Source organism: Leptolyngbya sp. DQ-M1, from assembly GCF_039962505.1.
Classification (GTDB): Bacteria; Cyanobacteriota; Cyanobacteriia; order Leptolyngbyales; family Leptolyngbyaceae; genus Leptolyngbya.
The window spans coordinates 506,281-524,662 of the sequence record NZ_JAMPLJ010000002.1; the positions used below are offsets into that span (position 1 = coordinate 506,281).

The 18,382-nt window shown below is 49.1% G+C and carries 13 protein-coding genes and 1 pseudogene; 7 read left to right on the forward strand and 7 right to left on the reverse strand.

Annotation, left to right across the window (positions count from 1 at the left end; genetic code table 11):
* Positions 1–16 precede the first annotated feature (16 nt).
* Positions 17–910, reverse strand: coding sequence for a circadian clock protein KaiA (locus NC981_RS08300; RefSeq protein ID WP_348242404.1), 894 nt, complete (start codon positions 908–910; stop codon positions 17–19).
* Positions 911–1,286: 376 nt separating this feature from the next.
* On the opposite strand from NC981_RS08300, the gene NC981_RS08305 reads away from it, so the two are divergent.
* Positions 1,287–4,331 (forward strand): ATP-binding protein, encoded by a 3,045-nt coding sequence (locus NC981_RS08305; protein ID WP_348242405.1) that lies wholly within the window; start codon positions 1,287–1,289, stop codon positions 4,329–4,331.
* Positions 4,332–4,437: 106 nt separating this feature from the next.
* Here the strand turns inward: NC981_RS08305 and NC981_RS08310 are convergent, their stop codons facing one another.
* A complete protein-coding gene (locus tag NC981_RS08310; RefSeq protein WP_348242406.1) occupies positions 4,438–5,178 on the reverse strand; it encodes a creatininase family protein in 741 nt (246 codons plus the stop codon).
* 106 nt (positions 5,179–5,284) lie between these two features.
* On the opposite strand from NC981_RS08310, the gene btpA reads away from it, so the two are divergent.
* Positions 5,285–6,136, forward strand: a complete 852-nt coding sequence (btpA, locus tag NC981_RS08315; RefSeq protein ID WP_348242407.1) for a photosystem I biogenesis protein BtpA — start codon at positions 5,285–5,287, stop codon at positions 6,134–6,136.
* A 42-nt stretch (positions 6,137–6,178) separates the two neighbouring features.
* On the opposite strand, the gene NC981_RS08320 is transcribed toward btpA, so the two are convergent.
* The 4 genes and pseudogenes from NC981_RS08320 to NC981_RS08335 all read right to left on the reverse strand — a co-directional run bounded on the left by NC981_RS08320 (position 6,179) and on the right by NC981_RS08335 (position 11,277).
* Positions 6,179–6,331, reverse strand: a complete 153-nt coding sequence (locus tag NC981_RS08320; protein ID WP_348242408.1) for a hypothetical protein — start codon at positions 6,329–6,331, stop codon at positions 6,179–6,181.
* Positions 6,330–6,431, reverse strand: a pseudogene (locus NC981_RS08325) (IS1 family transposase); the annotation flags it as partial. The pseudogene NC981_RS08325 and the gene NC981_RS08320, both read right to left, overlap by 2 nt.
* Before the next feature lie 75 nt (positions 6,432–6,506).
* Positions 6,507–9,827 carry an efflux RND transporter permease subunit gene (locus NC981_RS08330; protein ID WP_348242409.1) on the reverse strand — a complete coding sequence of 1,107 codons (3,321 nt, stop codon included), beginning with the start codon at positions 9,825–9,827 and terminating at the stop codon, positions 6,507–6,509.
* 22 nt (positions 9,828–9,849) lie between these two features.
* Complete coding sequence (locus tag NC981_RS08335) at positions 9,850–11,277, reverse strand: efflux RND transporter periplasmic adaptor subunit (protein WP_348242410.1); 1,428 nt, start codon at positions 11,275–11,277, stop codon at positions 9,850–9,852.
* A gap of 232 nt (positions 11,278–11,509) precedes the next feature.
* Between NC981_RS08335 and NC981_RS08340 the strand changes: the two genes are divergently transcribed.
* From NC981_RS08340 to NC981_RS08360, 5 genes are all read left to right on the forward strand, one after another.
* Entirely contained in the window at positions 11,510–13,162 is a 1,653-nt protein-coding gene (locus NC981_RS08340; protein ID WP_348242411.1) for an alpha-amylase family glycosyl hydrolase, read from the forward strand.
* Between the two features lie 129 nt (positions 13,163–13,291).
* Positions 13,292–13,561: a 30S ribosomal protein S15 gene (rpsO, locus tag NC981_RS08345; protein ID WP_190377056.1), complete on the forward strand. Its 270-nt coding sequence runs from the start codon at positions 13,292–13,294 to the stop codon at positions 13,559–13,561.
* A gap of 4 nt (positions 13,562–13,565) precedes the next feature.
* Positions 13,566–14,099, forward strand: a complete 534-nt coding sequence (locus NC981_RS08350; RefSeq protein ID WP_190377013.1) for a PAM68 family protein — start codon at positions 13,566–13,568, stop codon at positions 14,097–14,099.
* 102 nt (positions 14,100–14,201) lie between these two features.
* Positions 14,202–15,263, forward strand: a complete 1,062-nt coding sequence (aroF, locus tag NC981_RS08355; protein WP_190377012.1) for a 3-deoxy-7-phosphoheptulonate synthase — start codon at positions 14,202–14,204, stop codon at positions 15,261–15,263.
* A gap of 184 nt (positions 15,264–15,447) precedes the next feature.
* Positions 15,448–17,112 (forward strand): mechanosensitive ion channel family protein, encoded by a 1,665-nt coding sequence (locus tag NC981_RS08360; protein ID WP_348242412.1) that lies wholly within the window; start codon positions 15,448–15,450, stop codon positions 17,110–17,112.
* Positions 17,113–17,179: 67 nt separating this feature from the next.
* Here the strand turns inward: NC981_RS08360 and NC981_RS08365 are convergent, their stop codons facing one another.
* Entirely contained in the window at positions 17,180–18,229 is a 1,050-nt protein-coding gene (locus NC981_RS08365) for a PfkB family carbohydrate kinase (protein WP_348242413.1), read from the reverse strand.
* Between the last annotated feature and the right edge of the window lie 153 nt (positions 18,230–18,382).

An 18,382-nucleotide genomic window follows, 5' to 3' on the forward strand; every position in this document is an offset into this window, starting at 1 on the left:
GAATCCGAATTCTAAGTTAAGATTCACGCGGAATTGAGCGACGGTACATCTCGCAAAGATGGGCGATCGTATCAATCAAGGTGAGCCGATAATCGAGGAGAATTTCTTCGCTTCTTCCTTCTAATTTTAGCTGTTTTGCAAATTCGTCCATCAGCTCCATATGGATCTCAACGATGTGCGACACAGGCACATCTGCAAAAAACGCCGCATTGACAAAATTGTCGATCCGTTGATTGAGATCATGATCGTCCTGGAAATAACTCAAGATAATGACGCGATACTCGATCCGAAGCTGCTCTAGAAATTCCGCCTGCTCATTGGGAGGTAAGTTTTTGAGAAAGACTTTTGGACTGCGTTTGTAGTAGATTCCTAAGTAGCCTAATCGCTCTTTGAGTTTGTCGGTCAGTCGGCGCTGTTGCATCATTAGAAAGTTCTGCGCGAGCAGATCGCGAGTAAAATCCGGGGTCGTAATCGGATCAGGAAGCTGACACATCGGGGACAACGCTAAAAACGCTTCGATCGCTTGAGCAATCGAGATATCGAGGCGATCGAGGTCTGCGAGTGACACCCAGATCTTAGCGGTGTGGTAGAGAAAGGCGAGTTTGTGGTCAATCTGCCGTGGTTCAGGTTGAACAATCACAACCGGAAGCAAGGTCGCCGCTGTATGGAGCCACTCTAGGACAGACATTAAGTTCTGCCCGTCCTCTAAAATCAGACAATCTAGCTGCTGTTTTTGGTGCTCAATCAGTTGGAAAAAATCGGCTTCGGACTGCGCGATCGACAAAGCATAGCGGTCTTGTAGCATCTCGCCTAAAAGTGACTGCTCGACTAGCCGAGTCAGATCAGGGGAATCGAGGTACACACCGATCGAAAGCTGCGGACGCACGATCGAAGAAACAGGAACTGTCAAAACGAAAAACCTGAATGGAATGAAGGGAGCTAAATCGTATTCTAAGATTCTTCCTACAAAAATGTTGAAGAGAAAGTGCCAGAGTTAGGGCACAGACTTTTATCAAAGGTCTAATTTAGATTGAAGCGTTTGGCGCTCCGTTAATTATAATTACATAAAGCTTTTTCTCTCATATATAGGTTTCCCACTGTGTCATGATTTAGGCTTAAATAAATTTAAATTCGCTTCAGTTGAGTGTGAGCACTCAACCTCATATAAATTCCATTTCAGTTAGTGCTTTTGCAGCTCGATAAACCGTAATCAGACCTTGATCAGCGATTAAAATCAAGGACAACGCTGATTTGCAATCTTCTGCCGAATCGGTCAGGATAAAGCGATGGTGATCTATCCAGCCTCGATTCATGATTTCATCGAGCCTGCCCCCGTTTGTTTGCAGTCGGCAACTTCGGCTGAAGTAATCGAACTGCTGGGGCGGTATCACGCTGACCGCTTGGTGTTCGTGGATGAGCGGCAGTCTCCGATCGGCGTAATTCATGCGTATGCGTTGCTCTCTCACGTCGGACAGGCGGAAGAGTGCGACCTTGAACCCTTGATCGAGCCGCTACCGACGATCGCAGACACGACGGATTTACTTGGACTTGAATTTTCGAGTCCGATTCGGTATTGGGCAGCGGTGAACGCCGCGCATCAGTTTCTCGGATTAGTCGATAGCGTGGTGTTACGCACCTGGTCAGAGTTTTTGCAGTCCGAGCCGATTAAGCCGAAGGTTTCCTCTGAATCCCTCTGGCATCGCGCCAAAACCGAAACCTGTGCAGAACTGGAACGATCGCGCCTGAAGCTCTCACCTGCAATGAATCAGCTTCAGCAGCAAATTCAAACTCAGACTGCCAAACTTGGCTATGAACTCGTTGACTGCTCTACACGCTTTGATGCAGTCGCTGAACCTGACTCAAACGCAACGTTAATGCAATTTCTGGATCACCTACCGTTGCCCTTGATGCTGCAAACTCAAACTGGAGAGGTGATTGCTCAAAACAAAGTGTGGGCAGAGCAACTGGGAGATATCCTCGATCCAAACTGGGTGCAGCGAGATGCAGCCACGATCCTAGAGCTTGCCGCGCCTGCTGTTCAATCTTCAACCCGTAGCGCACCCGTGGTTGCCTCTGTGACGGCTAACCTTTGCCAAAAAGGCTCTGCACCAAATACCTGTATTTGCGTTTGTCCGCTAAAAAATGGACAAGAGCGCGTGTTACAGTTTGCCAAAATTCCGCTTGGGGAACTGTTCTCACACCAGCATATTCCAGCGGTAGATTCTGATTCAGCGTTTCGACTGGCAGCCTTTGAGCAAGGGACAGCGCACTCCGATCGTTCCCAAGCACCGATGCAAGAGAGCGTTTGGCTGGTGCTGGCGCAAGACATCACGGAACAACAGCAGCTTTCGCGAGAACTCGCAGCCAAAAACGCCGACCTGATTCAACTCAATCGTCTGAAAGACGAATTTCTTGCCTGTATCAGTCACGAACTCAGAACCCCACTCACCGCCGTTCTCGGCTTATCGAGTTTGCTCAAAGACCAGCTTTCTGGAACGCTGAACCAACGCCAGATTCGCTATGCCCAACTGATTCACCGCAGCGGGCGGCATCTGATGGCGATCGTCAACGATATTCTCGACTTGACGCGGATTGAAACTGGACAACTCGAACTGACCTTTTATTCTGTCCGCCTGAAGTCTCTGTGCGATCGAGTAATCGAGCAAGCGCAGCAAGTCTGTTTAGAAGAAGAGAAACCAGAAACTAGAACAGTTCTCGACGCGATCGGAGCTTTGCCAGCATGCACCCTAGAAATTGAGCCAGGACTGGAAGCCTTAGTTGCAGATGAACTGCGCCTGCGTCAAATGCTGGTGCACTTGTTGTCGAATGCGTTAAAGTTCACCGATATTTCTGGCAAAATTGGCTTAAAAGTAAGTCGTTGGGAAGGCTGGATTGCTTTTACCGTCTGGGATACCGGAATTGGGATTCCTTCTGAAAAGCAGCATTTAATTTTCCAGAAGTTTCAGCAGCTTGAGAATCCGATGACTCGTCGATTTGAAGGAGCTGGATTGGGATTAGTGCTGACGCAGCGTTTAGCACGACTGCACGGTGGCGATGTCTCGTTTGTGTCTAAGGAGAATCAGGGCAGCGAATTTACGCTTCTGCTGCCGCCCACTCATCCGCATCCCACCGATCGCATTGCTGTTTCTCGCCCGAAATCGAGCAGCAATCGCCTCGTTCTAGTCGTCGAAGCCGTAGTGAAGTCGATCGAACTGCTTTCAGAACAGCTTGCCGAGCTAGGATACCGCGTGGTGATTGCGCGATCGGGAACCGAAGCGATCGAAAAAGCCCGTCGTTTACAGCCTTGTGCAATGTTTATCAATCCGCTGTTGCCGACGCTCTCCGGTTGGGACGTGCTGACGCTGCTGAAAGCTGAGCCTGAAACGCGAGAGATTCCGGTGATTGTGACGGGAACTCGTGGCGATCGCGATCAAGCCTACCGCAATCAAGCCGATGGATTTGTAGCATTGCCGATCGTGCAGAAAGCGCTTCAGCAAGTCCTCAACCAACTCACGCCCGATGAGGTATCGGTGCCGTCGATCGTGGAGCCACTGCCCCAAAGCATCGTGATTTTGCGGCTGAGTCCAACCCGCTACGGGGAACTGCATCGGTTGGGAAATCGATCGGGGATTGATCTGAATGCTTTGCTGCACAGCCAGAATTACCGCGTAGTCGAAGCAGACGACCTAGAGCAAGCCGAACTGCTCGCACAGGTCTGGAAGCCGAATATCGTGCTACTCGATGCGGCGGTCTCTGACCCGATTGGCTACCTGAAACTATTAGGAGACTGTAGTTTTCTAGCTTCGCTACCCTTGGTCACGCTCGATCCGGTGACGGCACAAGCCGCGAATCAAGTGCCTGGATTAACTGTGTTTCCTTGCTTAGCACCCGTTGACGAAAGCGCAGAATTCTCCGCACTGCTGCAAGTGATTCAAGTGGCAGCAGGCTTTGCTTGGCGACCGTTCGTGTTGGCGATCGACTCTGCTAAGTTGCGCTCTCCCGAAGCTAAGCGCTCAGATTGGCTACAAGCCGTGATGCAATACTTTCAAACGGCTGGATTTCGCGGCATGATTGCGCGATCGTGGCAAGATGTCCTACAAAAGCTCGATACCCAAAGCATCGATTTACTCTTGCTTCATGCTTTGGACTTGGATCAATCCACGACCGAGCGGCTTTCATCCTTAAAGCGATTCCGGGAAACCGTTGCGATCGTGGTCATCAATCATCAGCCCGAAAATACGCCGCTGCTCGAAGCGATCGCGACCGTTGTACTGCCGCCAATGCCCATGGAAGATTTGCTCAATCGCGTTAACAGCATTTTGACGAAATGACCCTGCATGAAATTGCAGCTATCAATGCCTGGGTTGAGCAGACGTTTCCGATCGACTGTCTTTACTCTCTCGACTCTGTGTTAGATGAAGACTGGCTACCCGAAAGTTAGTTCGTTGCTAAAAACTCTAAATATGAGCTGCTAATTTCTTTGACTGCCAACTCATAGAATTGTTTACCGTGTTCGGGAGTGGCAAGTGCAGGATTCGACCCCATGCGTCCATCAGGGTAGTGATTGCGAAAATCGATCGCGCCATAAATTCGATGCCCCTTCGCTACAGGTTCACTCAACGGCGCAGATTTAATCGCTTCGGGATAAACATACTGAGTTAGTGCAACTTCACTCGGCGTTGCATGAGATCCCTCTTGATCCCCGTATAACTCTTTTGCCAGCTTATACACCGAGCCGCACATATACCAATTACTCACCACACACTGAACACTGTGCGAAATTCCTGAATCCGCTAGATAATCATACGTTTCTGAAAATGCCGCTTTTAACGTTGCAACATTTCCCCCGTGTCCGTTAATAAAGAAAAATTTGCGAAATCCCGCTTTCGCCAAACCGGAAACGTAATCCCGAATCACCAGAATCATCGTACTCGGTCGTAAACTCATGCTGCCGGGGAACGCCATGTGATGCAGCGCCATTCCCACATTGATCGTTGGCGCAACTAAGGCATCGATCGACTCCCCGGCTCCTTTGGCGATCGCTTCCGCACAAATCGCATCCGTTCCGATCAATCCCGTCGGCCCATGTTGCTCAGTCGAACCGATCGGAACAATGATGCCCGTCGATCGCGTCAAATACGTCTCTACTTCTTGCCAAGTCGATAAATGCAGCAACATAAGTGTTTTTTCAAATTCCTCCTTCCAGTTTCCTTCATTTCGCCTACAGAATCGCGTTATCATTTCCTATATTGACGTTGCTTAGAAAGCCGATTCCGTAGGCGCTGTGGACTTAAAACAAATATTCAAAACCCAAAACCCCATCATTGGGGTGGTTCATCTCCTGCCCCTGCCGACTTCTCCGCGCTGGGGCGGTAGTTTGAAGACCGTTCTCGATCGTGCCGAACAAGAGGCGACTGCCCTCGCCGCTGGCGGCGTAGACGGGATTATTGTGGAAAATTTCTTTGATGCCCCGTTTCCCAAAGATCACGTCGATCCGGCAGTGGTCAGCGCCATGACTGTGATTATTCAGCGCTTGCAGCAAATGATCACGTTGCCGATCGGGATCAATGTGCTGCGGAATGATGCTCAGAGTGCGTTGGCAATTGCCTCTTGTGTGCAGGCGCAGTTTATCCGCGTCAACGTCTGGACAGGCATTATGGCAACGGATCAGGGCTTGATCGAAGGACGCGCTCATGAATTGATGCGCTACCGTCGCGAGTTGGGCAGCGATGTGAAAATTTTTGCAGATGTTTTGGTGAAACACGCTCGTCCGTTAGGATCGGTGAATTTGACCACAGCGGTACAAGATACGATCGAGCGTGGATTAGCCGATGCAGTGATTCTGTCTGGCTGGGCAACGGGCGATCCACCTAACCTAGAGGACTTGGAATTAGCGCGGGATGCGGCTGAAGGAACTCCTGTATTTGTGGGGAGCGGCGCAGATTGGGAAAATGTGCCGCAAATGATGCAGGTCGCAGATGGTGTAATTGTGTCAAGCTCGCTGAAGCGGCAGGGCAAGCGAGAGAATTCGATCGATCCAATTCGCGTCAGCCGATTTGTGGAAGCGGCGAGAAGAGGGGTTCCGCTGCAAAAAAATGAGAAGTCAGTTCCGCCCGTGAAGCTGCGAAACTTTTAAGTTGCCAAAATGCCGTAATGATGAAATGTGATCATGCTTCACTCATTCACGTTCAACCGATGGCTTCAGTCGGCGAACGAGTTGAAGTTGAGCAGTGAGATCGCTAGAACGGAGAGTTGATCGAGCGAAAATGCGATCGTTGAGATCGTCTGGCAATTGTCGATTATTTGCTGTAGCAGCAGCGAAATTAGCCATCAATGAATTGATGCTTACACCTGAAACGGATGTAACTTTGTCTACCTCTTCCCTTTCCGTTCTTACGGATATGAGTCGATTGACATTCTGGGCATTGCATTAAAACTGATCCCAATTTCTTCCTCTATTATGCAATGCCCAGATTTTTGCGAGTTGCTTCTCGATAATGCTGTCCTCAAGGGTGCTTATCTCGATCGCTCAATTGCCCCGCAGTTTCCCGGCTCGTTGCATCGTGTGGATGACCATTTAGATGACCATCCACAGTCTGATCTGTCCTGCCATTCACCGTCACAGTTCTCAAGGGTCGTTTAATCCGATCCTCAAACGACTTGATCACAATGTACAGCACTGGAACAATAAACAAGCTGAGGAAGGTTGACACCGCCATCCCCCCGACGATCGCAGTTCCGAGGGATTGTCGAGCTGTTGCACCAGGACCCGTCGCAATCACAAGCGGCACAGCCCCGATTGCCGTTGCGATCGCGGTCATCAGAATTGGTCGCAGTCGTTCCTGCCCTGCGGCAATCACTGCACTCGCAATCCCTTTGCCGCGATCTCGTTCTTCGTTGGCAAACTCCACAATCAAAATTGAGTTTTTACTTGCCATCCCAATCAGCATGACAAAGCCGATTTGAGTGTAAACATCATTCGAGCTTCCCCGCAGTAACACTGCCAGTAATGCACCTAAAATTGCCAAGGGTACAGTCAGCAGAATGATAAAGGGATCAACATAGTTCTCGTACTGTGCCGCAAGCGTCAAGAACACAAAGACGATCGCTAATCCAAAGATAAAGAGTGCTGCACCGCCTGACTCAATTTCTTCGAGGGATAGTCCTGACCACTCGAACCCGAACCCTTTGGGTAAGGCTTCTTTTGCAACCGCTTCCATTGCCTGAATTGCTTGTCCTGAGCTTGACCCCGGTGCGGATGCGCCGTTGATTTCCACTGAGCGGAACAGATTGTAGTGCGTAATGATCGAAGGGCCATTCTTTTGGCTCACTCTAACTAAGTTCCCTAGCGGAATCATGCGTCCGGGTTCACCATTTGCACCCGCACTGCGAACATACAATCGCTTGATGTCTTCAGGATTCGATCGAAACTGTTGGTCAGCTTGTACATACACGCGATATGCTCGGTTGAACTGGTTAAAGTCATTAATGTAAGCAGAACCGAGAAAGATTTGCAGTGTACTGAAGATATCTTGAATCGAGACATTGAGTTGATTCGCTCGGTCGCGATCAACTTCAATGGCAATCTGTGGTGTATTGCCATTGAAGTTCGGGCGCAAGCCAGACACTTTCGGACTTTGTGGCGAAGGATAAGTAGAGGCACGCTGCATAAAGTTACCTAGCGTTTCACCGAGAGCCGGAAAGCCTAAACCCGTGCGATCTTGTAAGTGAAACTCAAAGCCACCAAAGTTACCGATACCCGGAACCGCAGGTAAGTTAAACGGCAGAACTACCGCTTCTTGAATAGCTGCCATTTTTGGAAACAGTCCGGTTGGTCGAGGGAAAAAGCCACCAATGATAGCTTCTAGTGATTGATTCGCTCCGGTTCTTTCTTCCCAAGGTTTGAGGGTGGTAAAAATCAAGCCATTGTTCGGTGTTGCTCCACTAAAGCTAAATCCACCCACCGCGAAGATGTTAGCAACTTCTGGCTGTGCTTTCAGAATTTCCTCAGCTTGTTCTAGAACTTTCTCGGTGTAGTTGAGTGAAACTCCTTCAGGGGCTTGAACAATGGTGATAAACACACCTTGGTCTTCATCTGGAATGAACGCTTGAGGCACAAAGTTATAGACAAAGTACGTCAGCGTCAATGCTCCTGCGAACAGTGCCAGAATCAATCCTTTTCGACGTACCGCCCGATCGAGGTTTCGTCCATAACTTTCACGAGTTTTATCAATGATCCAATTCACTCGCCGGAAAAACCAATTGTTGCTTTTGGTTTGTCCGGGTCTGAGCAACAATGCCGACAGCATTGGCGTAAAGGTCACCGCATTGAAAGTTGAAACTATAACTGAAAACGCGATCGTTAATGCGAACTGTCGATAAAGCTGTCCGGTTGTTCCCGGAAAGAAAGCTACAGGCACAAACACAGTGATCAACACCAATGAAGTTGCAATCACAACGCCGAACAATGTGTTCATCGATGCGATCGCAGCTTCTAAAGGTCGCTGTCCTTCCTCCTGAATCCGTCGGGTAATGTCTTCAATGATTACGATCGCATCATCTACAACTAATCCCGTTGCCAGTGTTAATCCAAACAATGTGAGCGTGTTAATCGAGAATCCCAGCAGTTTCACAAAGATAAACGTACCGAGAAATGCGATCGGAATCACGATCGAGGTAATAAACGAAGCTCGCCAATCTTGTAGAAACAGAAATAGAATCAACACCACTAGAATGATGGCTTCAAACAGCGATCGAATAACTTCTCTTGCACCGGCTTCAATAAAGGTTGTGGTGTCAAATGCAATCTCATATTTCAGTCCCGGCGGAAAGCTTGCCGAAAGATTTTGCATTTCCTCTTTGACCGCTTTGGCAACATCGAGCGCATTACTGCCAAACTGTTGGTTCACGCCCAATCCTACGCCTCGGTGGGTCACCCGATCTTCGGTTGTAAATCTCAGCAAAGAACCATAGTTCTCGGCTCCAAGCTCTGCACGACCGACATCTCTCAGCCGCACTAAAGTTCCAGTCCCCGCAGTTTTAATAACTAGATTGTTGAATTCCTCAGTGTCTTTGAGTCGTCCTTGTGCAGTGATCGAATACTGATACTGCTGTCCTGGAGCTGCGGGAGCTTGTCCGATTTGTCCGGCTCCTACCTGGATGTTTTGCTGTTGCAGTGCAGCAATCACATCTTGAGGCGTGAGTGTTCGACTAGCTAATCGCTCTGGATCAAGCCAGAGACGCAGTGCATAAGTTCGCTCACCAAAGATCTGAACTTCACCGACACCTTTAATCCGGCGAACTGCATCAGCTAGATACAAATCTGCATAGTTACTGAGGTAAAGATCGTCATAGAGATCTTGATTTTTCGCCTCGTCTCGCTCGGAATACAGCCCGATCGCTAACAGAAAATTATTGTTCGTTTTAGCAACTTGAACCCCAGTTTGCACCACAGGGGCAGGTAAACGCGACTGCACCGTAGACACTCGGTTTTGCACGTCCACCGCAGCTAAATCCTGATCGCGCCCCAAGTCAAACGTTAGATTAATCTGACTCACGCCATTGTTGGCGCTAGTGGATTTGATGTATTTCACACCATTAATCCCGTTGAGTTGCCGCTCTAGAATGTTCGTGACCGTTGATTCGACGACTTCAGCATTTGCGCCCACATAGGCCGAAGTCACACTGACTTGAGGCGGAGCAATTTCTGGGTACTGCGCTACAGGTAAGGTCGGAATACAAGCCAGCCCCAGCAGCGTGATCATGATTGAACACACTGTTGCAAACACAGGGCGTTTAATGAAAAACGTGGAAACTGAGAAAATCATAAATTAGCGCCATTGGTTAAGGTTAAGGTGAAGGTGGACGCTGAATCTGTGCGGCATCTGCGATCGGCGCACAGTTTTGCAGTTGTAAAATTCCCGAAGTTACGATGCGATCGTTGGCTGTGACTCCTTCTAGCACTTCTTGTTCGTTACCGATAATTCTGCCAAGCTGAATGGGCTTTTGTGCTGCAACTAACTGATCGGGAGTCACTTCAATTTTTCCACCCCCTCTAGGCGCAGCAGGCGCTTCACACCCTGAAGCATTGAACGGAGCTGCGACAAACAGAAAATCTCTTCCACCTAAGCGCGAAATTGCCGTGGTTGGCACTAACACACCCGGACGAGTTGCCCAAACCACTCTCGCTCTGACAAATTGCGAAGTTCGTAGATTTCCAACATTGGCAAATCGCGCTTTCGTCAGTACAGATTGCGTCGTCGGATCAACGTTCGGTGCAACAAAGGAAATTTGTCCGGTTTGGATTGGCTGATCTTTCTCGTTTAGCAGCTTGACAGGTAATCCCGTCTTGAGCGCGGAAGCTCGCTCTAGAGGAATTTGAATCTGAATTTCTAACTGTTGATTTTGCGTGACGTTGAGTAGTTGAGTTGTATTGCTCACCGTGTCACCCACTTTCACAGGAATGTCCCCGATCGTGCCTGCAAACGGTGCTGTAATCGTGAAATTTTGTAACTGGGCAGCGCCTTCAGCCGTATTCGCTTGCGCCTGTTCGACGGCTCGCTGATTTCGAGCAACGGTCGTTTCTGCCCGCTGAATGGCGGCACGTTGAGCAGCGAGATCCGCACTGGCTTCCCTGAGGGCAGCTTGAGCGGTTTGCAGCGCATTTAATCGCTGATCCACGACTTGCTGACTGGTCGCGCCTTCTTTTTGCAGTTGCACAAAGCGGTTGTATTCTTGTTGCGCTAATTGCACATTTGATTCGGCGGTAGCGCGTCGAGCATCAAGCGATCGCAAGTTTTCATTCGCGGCTGCTACATCTGCCCGTGCCGATTCCACCTCAGCTTGAGCGGTTTGTGTTGCAGACTGCCGACTCGCAAGCTGAGCGCGTTGTTCGGCGGAATCAATCTGAATTAAGGGTTGCCCTGCTTCCACTTGCTGTCCGGGGCGCACAAAAATCGCTGCAACTTGCCCAGAGACCCTTGGCTGCAATGTTACCGACTGGCGGGAATCGAGGCTGGCGGCATAGTCAGAGCTATCTTCGATCGTCGCTGCCTTCGGATTTGCAAGCGGTACCGGAGTCGGTTGCGGTTTCATCTGACTGGCAATCATGATCGGCAAAATCAGTCGATTAAACAGAATCCAACCCAATCCGCCGACGATCGCAGCTCCAATTAAAGCAGGAACCAAATATCGTCGCCAACGAGGAGGTTTTCGTTCTGGAGGGGTTTCGGTAGAAGTCTGAAGCGTCAGATCTCGATTAGTTTCTTCGCCGTTCATTAGTTTAGCCACTAAGGTCTAGATACGATCGGGCGTGGAGCGTAAGGACAAATTCAAGGATCAAATGGCTTTCTATATTACTATGGATGCGAACTATTTGATCTCTGCCTGTTGATAGAAGATCTATCTGGGGATAGTTAGCAAGTCGGCAGAAGTCCTTCAGCGGTCAGATGCACGAACAGTTTCAGAACAGTAATACTTTTCAGACAAAACAGTTTTACCATTTATTTTTATGAGTAGCCCGATCGAATTTAATGTGTTCGCCCCACGCAACGAAGCGGTTCATCTCGTTGGTTCTTTCACTCAAGAAGATATCCCAATGCAGAAGGGCGAAGATGGGTTTTTTCGGGTAAAAGTCAATCTCGAAGATGGGCAATATCAATACAAACTGCGCGTAAAATCAAACAGTCCCGCCTTGCAAGGACAATGGGTTGAGACAAATGATCCATACATGACGGAGATGGATCGTAAAACAGAAAATGGAGTTGTACGAGTAAAAGACGGACAACGCATTTCAGATACATATATCTGGCAGCACGATCGTCAACCGCTTCCCGAAAATCGCGATGTGATTCTCTACGAAATGCACATTGCAGATTTCTGCGGAAAAGGCACTGATATCTCTGATCCCACTAAGTTTAAGCAGGTCTTAGACAAGCTCGATCATTTAAGCGAATTGGGCATTAATGCGATCGCCCTCATGCCCGTTACCGAATACGATGGCGACTATCGCTGGGGCTATATGCCGCTTCACTTTTTCGCACTTGAAAGCAGCTACGGCAAACCCGAAGACTTTAAACGCTTGATCGATGAATGTCACGGGCGCGGAATTCGCGTTTTGATTGATTGCATTTTCAATCACACAAATGAAGAAAGCCCGTTGTTAAAGATCGATCGTGACTATTGGTACTACCACGATCGGCATTATCCCGAAGATGATGCAAACTATTGGGGGCCTGAGCTGAGCTACGAAAATTACGACAGCGATCGCAACATTCGACCGACCTGGAATTTTGTTCGCGATGTAGTGCAATTCTGGATTCGCGAGTATCACATTGATGGTATTCGCTATGATGCCGTGCGCCAAATCGCAAACTATGAATTCTTTGGCTGGTTATTTCAGCAAATTGAAATTAAAGATAAGCCTTTTTATCAGATTGCAGAGCATATTCCTGATACCAGTGAGGTTTGCAGCCCCAAAGGTGTGTTTGATGCTTGCTGGCATGAAAGCTTCCGCTACTTCCTGAAAGACGCGCTTATCGGTCAATCGGTCGATTTAGAGGAACTCAAGAAAGCGATCGATGCTCGTCAACAAGGGTACGCTGGCGCAACCTCAGTGATTAACTATCTAGCAACACACGATCGCGAACACATGATTGTTGAACTGGGCGATGTTGGCATTTTTGATCAGCCTGCTTTCGATCGCGTCAAATTCGGCGTGATTCTTCAGCTTACTGCTCCGGGTATTCCCATGATCTGGATGGGTGATGAATTCGGACAAGCCACCCACAAAACGCAAACAACTCTGGAGCCGAACCAATTAGATTGGTCGTTGCTCGACCACAATCGCGATTTGTTTGAGTTCTACAAACGAGCGATCGCCCTCCGTCACGAAAAATCCTCGCTCCGCACCGACAATATCGAATTTTTCTTCGAGCATCTAGACGATAAAGTTTTGGCGTATGTGCGCTGGAACGATGACGGCGAAAGGGTGATTGTGGTCGCAAATTTCTCTGATCAAACTTATGAGAATTATGCGATCGAGAATCTTCCAACCGATTGCTGTTGGCAGGACTGGAACGAGGGCAGCGAAATCGCAGTGAATGAGGGGAGATCTGCGATCGACCTCCCCAGCCTCAGCGCAAAAGTTCTGTTAAGTCATTAAGGTAAGGCGTAGAGGGATTAATTTTTCTCCTCTACTCCCCACTCCCCAAAATTTCCCTTACCTCTCCCCCGAATTGCTGTGATAATATTAAAAGCTGCCGTATTCATCGCAATTCAGGACAAACTCTCAATGGCACTGGTACAAGAACGCAAACAAGAAATTATTAGCCAATATCAAGTTCACGAAACCGACACCGGATCGGCAGACGTGCAAGTGGCAATGCTCACCGAGCGCATCAACAAGCTCAGCCTGCACCTCAGAAGCAACAAAAAAGATCACGCTTCCCGCACCGGACTGCTGAAGATGATTGGTCAGCGCAAGCGCCTTCTTGCCTACATCCAGAAAGGCGATGCCGATCGCTATCGCGCTCTGATTACCCGTCTTGGTATCCGGGGTTAAATCCATGCCCGATAACGCCCCTGATCCCAACTCAGAGCGACTTCCATTCGAGCCAGGACGCAAGAAAGCGAAGTCATCCGCAAAACCCGCGCCCGAACCCGCGAAAACTCCCGCAAAAGAAGCAAAGCCAGCCCTAATCGAGAAGCGCCCCAAATCTTCTCCGAAAAAGGCTCAGGCCCCCGCTCCCAGCCGCGAAGATCTCGCTGTCCCTGAAGTGGTCAGTCGGCGGATGGCGCGGCGGATGGCGTTCTTTTGCGGCGTTCCGACGACGTTGGGCATCGCTACATTTGTGGTCAGCTATTTCATCGTGACCCAAGGCATTTACAAATTGCCGAATACTGCGGTTGTGCTTGTGAGTATGCTCTTTTTTGGGTTAGGGGTGGTTGGATTGTCCTACGGCATTCTCTCAGCCTCGTGGGACGAAGATCGCGTCGGTGGAATTGTTGGAGCCAGCGAATTCTCGACCAACTTTGGACGACTGACCGGAGCCTGGAAAGAAGCCCGCGAGCAGCAGCGCCAAAAACGCAGCCAGAATTAGGGATTCGATCGAGTACGGTACGATTAATTGACAGCAGACTGATCCGGGCAGTTCACTGCTCGATCGGCACAAGAATCAACACATTCAGCAGGAACGTTTAACATGATTGTGGTTATGAAAGTCGGCTCCCCGGAAGCCGAAATCGCCCGCCTCACCGAAGAGTTCTCGACTTGGGGACTCTCTCCCGAAAAGATTGTTGGAAAGCATAAAGTCGTGATTGGCTTGGTCGGTGACACGGCTGAGATGGAGCCACTCCAGATTCAAGAATCCAGCGATTGGATCGAGCAGGTTTTACGAGTTGAGCAACCCTTCAAGCGGGCAAGCCGCGAGTATCGCCACGGTGAAGCCAGCGAAGTTCCGATTTCAACCCCGAATGGTGTCGTTTACATCGGTGAGAATCACCCAATCGTCACGGTCGCAGGCCCTTGCTCGGTCGAAAACGAAGAGATGATTATCGAAACGGCTCGTCGAGTCAAAGCAGCAGGCGCACAGTTCCTTAGAGGTGGCGCATTCAAGCCCCGGACTTCTCCCTATGCATTCCAAGGACACGGAGAAAGCGCACTCGGTTTGCTGGCAGCAGCACGTGAAGCGACCGGACTGGGGATTATTACAGAATTAATGGATGCCGCAGATCTAGAACCGTTGGCAGAAGTAGCTGACGTGATTCAGATCGGCGCACGCAATATGCAAAACTTCTCGCTGTTGAAGAAAGTTGGCGCTCAAGACAAGCCGATTCTGCTCAAGCGGGGAATGGCAGCGACGATCGAAGACTGGCTGATGGCAGCAGAATACATCCTTGCTGCCGGAAACCCGAATGTAATTCTGTGCGAACGCGGAATTCGGACATTCGATCGCGAATACGCCCGAAATACTTTAGACCTCGCAGCGATCCCCGTTCTCAGAACGTTGACCCACCTGCCCATCATGATTGATCCAAGTCACGGAACCGGACGCGCTGAGTACGTTCCTGCAATGGCGATGGCATCGGTTGCAGCAGGAACTGATTCGCTGATGATCGAAGTTCACCCGAATCCGAAGAAAGCCTTATCGGATGGGCCGCAATCGCTCACCCCGGATCAGTTTGATCAATTGATGAAGCAGCTCGCGATCGTCGGTAAACCCCTCGGACGCTGGACAGAACAACGTCAACCCATCGCCGTTTAGGTCTATCGGTTGAAATCTTACGCCTCCTGAAGATCTTCAGGAGGCGTTTGTTTTTGCACTTCTTCCGCAATGGAGAGACGATCGCTACAGCCGCTTCGCTAGAATCCTCGACTGATAAATCAAAAGGAGGTGTGAATTGCGATCGCGCAGGTTTATCTTCACGGTTGTCTTAAGCATCTTACTGATGTTGAGTTCTTCGGCTCTAGCGCAGAATCCTGTTCTACCGAGTCCAAAACTGGAACTCCCGCAATTTAGCAATACCGAGGTCAGAACGGCTCCAGTCCGTCTAGATGGACGAGAACTGTTTCAGATTGCGGTTCCAGCCAACAGTGGAGCAAGTCAGCCGAACCAAAGCAGCGCGCTTCAAGTCCGAGTGCAAGGCATCGAAGCAACGCTACAGCGCCTCGCAAATCAAACCAGCGCGGCTGCACCACAGGTTACCGCGACGATCGACACCAGCAGTAATCTGCCTATAATTACGGTGAATCGGCAGTATCTCATGACTGTGACGACGCTGGATGCTCAACTGCAAGGACAAGAACTAACGACTTATGCAGAAAGTTTGACGCAAATCATTCGGGACGGTCTGATTCAGGCACAGCGCGAACGGCAGCCTGAATTTATTGCACAACAGGCAGGGAAGGCGAGCGCGATTTTGTTGGGTATGGTTGCTTTAAGTTGGCTGGTTTCTCGCTTGCAAGCTTACCTCCGAAGGCATCAAAGACACCAGCACAGCGAAGCATTATCTCTCTCTGAATTGCCGCCCAATACGCCTGAAATGGCGAGTTCTCGCACTCAGTTGATGGTGAAACAACAGTTAGCAAATCGTCAGCAACGCACCATGAAAGATGTGCGCCGTCGATCGCTTCAGCTTGTGCAGCTCATCATTTGGGCAACGGGTGGATATACGATTTTAGGGCTGTTTCCGCAAACGCGATCGCTTCAGCCGCTTGTGCTTTCGACTCCGTTGAAGGTATTAGGAATTATTGTTCTAACCTATCTAGCGATTCGATTCAGTGAACTATTAATCGATCGTCTCTTTATTGCGCTTGATATTCCCCAGCAATCTACTCCGGATGTTTCTCAACGAGTGGCGCTGCGTGTCTCGACTTTCTCCCGCGTTGTCAAAGGGTTATCTACACTGATTTGGGTCAGCATTAGTTTGATCACAATCTTATCGATTCTTGGGATCCAAGTTTTGCCATTGTTAGCAGGTGCGGGAATTATTGGACTTGGCATCTCTTTAGCGTCGCAGAACTTAATTAAGGATGTGATTAATGGATTTCTGATTCTGTTGGAAGATCAGTACGCAGTCGGAGATGTGATCCAAGTTGGAACGATGACGGGATTTGTTGAATCAATTAGCTTAAGGATTACGCAGATTCGCAATTCAGAAGGGCGATTAATTACGATTCCAAACAGTGCGATTTCGATCGTCGAGAATCTTTCTAAGGATTGGTCGCGAGTTGATTTATCGATTGCGATCGCGTTTGATGCCGATGTGGATCAGGCGATTCACTTAATCGAAAAAGTTGGACAGGACATTAGCCACGACCCAAACTGGCAAACCAAAATATTAGAAACACCCCAAGTCTTAGGAGTTGAAAATATCAGCAATGAAGGAGTCACAATCCGAATTTGGATTAAAACTCAACCGTTGCAGCAATGGTATGTGGGGCGCGAATTTCGGAAGCGATTAAAGCGAGCGCTGGATGTGGCAGGAATCTCGATCGCCATTCCGCAACAAGCTTTTTCGGTGCGAGGCGCGATTGACGATGAAATTTTTGACCCCAATGAGAATGAGAACTCTAACCTTCAACAATCCTCTAACCCTAATAAGGCGAATTGATGTTAAAAGATCGAACAAGTCACAACTGCACCAAACGATGCTTCGATATTCCCTTATTACGCGAGATTTAGTAATTGTTGAATGCTACGACTTCAAGCTCCGATCGCTCAATCAGCGTTTCTAATGCCGTTTTCATCTCCGTTGTCGTTGTCGTTGTCGTTCCGAATCGTCTCACCACAATACTTGCTGCTAAATTGCCTAACACCACTGCTTCCCAGACCGTTGCGCCTGCAATTAATCCAAGTGTTAACGCAGCGACCACCGTATCTCCGGCTCCAGTCACATCAAAAACCTTTGTACGATTGAAAGCGGGAATATGCTGCTCGTTGCCGGAACGATCGAACAATGTCATCCCTTGTTCACCACGGGTGATCAGAATGTATTGCGCGTGCGTTAATCGTAGTAAATCTCGCCCTGCTCTAGACAGCGATGCAGCATCACTGATCGCATATCCAACGGCTAACTCTGCTTCGGGTAAGTTAGGCGTAAAAATCATTGCATCCTGATAACGCGGAATCTGCTTTTGCGAATCAACGATCGTTCTTGAATGCTCTAATGCTGCTTCGATCACCGGTTGCGTTAGCGTCCCATCGCCGTAATCAGAGCAGACGATCGCATCAACGAGATCAATCTGATCGCGAATATAAGCGGCTAACTGCTGCTGAAGTTCAAGCGCGGGTAACGCATTCGATTTACGATCAATTCTCACAATCTGCTGTGTTACAGACTGGCGCGAGTGTCCTGTAATTCGAGTTTTGGTTACAGTGGGTCGATCGACCTCCCAAACGACCCCTTCTATATCGACTCCTGCTGCTTCTAACAGTTGTGCTAGTGCTTGCCCTTGAATGTCTTTTCCGAGGAGTCCCACTGCTTTAACTGTCGCTCCCAATTGGGCAAAATTGTAGATTGCATTCGCGCCGCCGCCCGGAATTTGCTGCGTTTCTTCGTGGCGCAGAATCAGCACCGGAGCTTCCCGTGATACTCGTTCGACTTCCCCATTGAGAAATTCATCTAGCGTCAAATCTCCGACCACTAATACAGTCGCTTCAGAAAATCGATCGATTAATTCAAATAGGCGATCTCGATGCGATCGTAGTAACTCAATCCCGTCATTCATAGCCCAGCAAACCTTCAATTTGCGCTCTATTATGTCGGAAATGAAAAAATTCAGAATGCTGCTTGAGACAGATGAAAGCACTTTTTTCGTATTCAGCAGGTTTTGTGAAAGTAATAGTCTTTCGGCAGATTTCTTTCATGTAGAACATAGTTC

What these genes read in the sequence shown, in the direction of transcription:
- NC981_RS08305 (WP_348242405.1), top strand. Translation starts at nt 1,287, where the DNA reads ATGGTGATCTATCCAGCCTCGATTCATGATTTCATCGAGCCTGCCCCC.
- NC981_RS08310 (WP_348242406.1), bottom strand. Translation starts at nt 5,178, where the DNA reads ATGTTGCTGCATTTATCGACTTGGCAAGAAGTAGAGACGTATTTGACG.
- NC981_RS08320 (WP_348242408.1), bottom strand. Translation starts at nt 6,331, where the DNA reads ATGGCTAATTTCGCTGCTGCTACAGCAAATAATCGACAATTGCCAGAC.
- NC981_RS08330 (WP_348242409.1), bottom strand. Translation starts at nt 9,827, where the DNA reads ATGATTTTCTCAGTTTCCACGTTTTTCATTAAACGCCCTGTGTTTGCA.
- NC981_RS08335 (WP_348242410.1), bottom strand. Translation starts at nt 11,277, where the DNA reads ATGAACGGCGAAGAAACTAATCGAGATCTGACGCTTCAGACTTCTACC.
- NC981_RS08340 (WP_348242411.1), top strand. Translation starts at nt 11,510, where the DNA reads ATGAGTAGCCCGATCGAATTTAATGTGTTCGCCCCACGCAACGAAGCG.
- rpsO (WP_190377056.1), top strand. Translation starts at nt 13,292, where the DNA reads ATGGCACTGGTACAAGAACGCAAACAAGAAATTATTAGCCAATATCAA.
- NC981_RS08350 (WP_190377013.1), top strand. Translation starts at nt 13,566, where the DNA reads ATGCCCGATAACGCCCCTGATCCCAACTCAGAGCGACTTCCATTCGAG.
- aroF (WP_190377012.1), top strand. Translation starts at nt 14,202, where the DNA reads ATGATTGTGGTTATGAAAGTCGGCTCCCCGGAAGCCGAAATCGCCCGC.
- NC981_RS08360 (WP_348242412.1), top strand. Translation starts at nt 15,448, where the DNA reads ATGTTGAGTTCTTCGGCTCTAGCGCAGAATCCTGTTCTACCGAGTCCA.
- NC981_RS08365 (WP_348242413.1), bottom strand. Translation starts at nt 18,229, where the DNA reads ATGAATGACGGGATTGAGTTACTACGATCGCATCGAGATCGCCTATTT.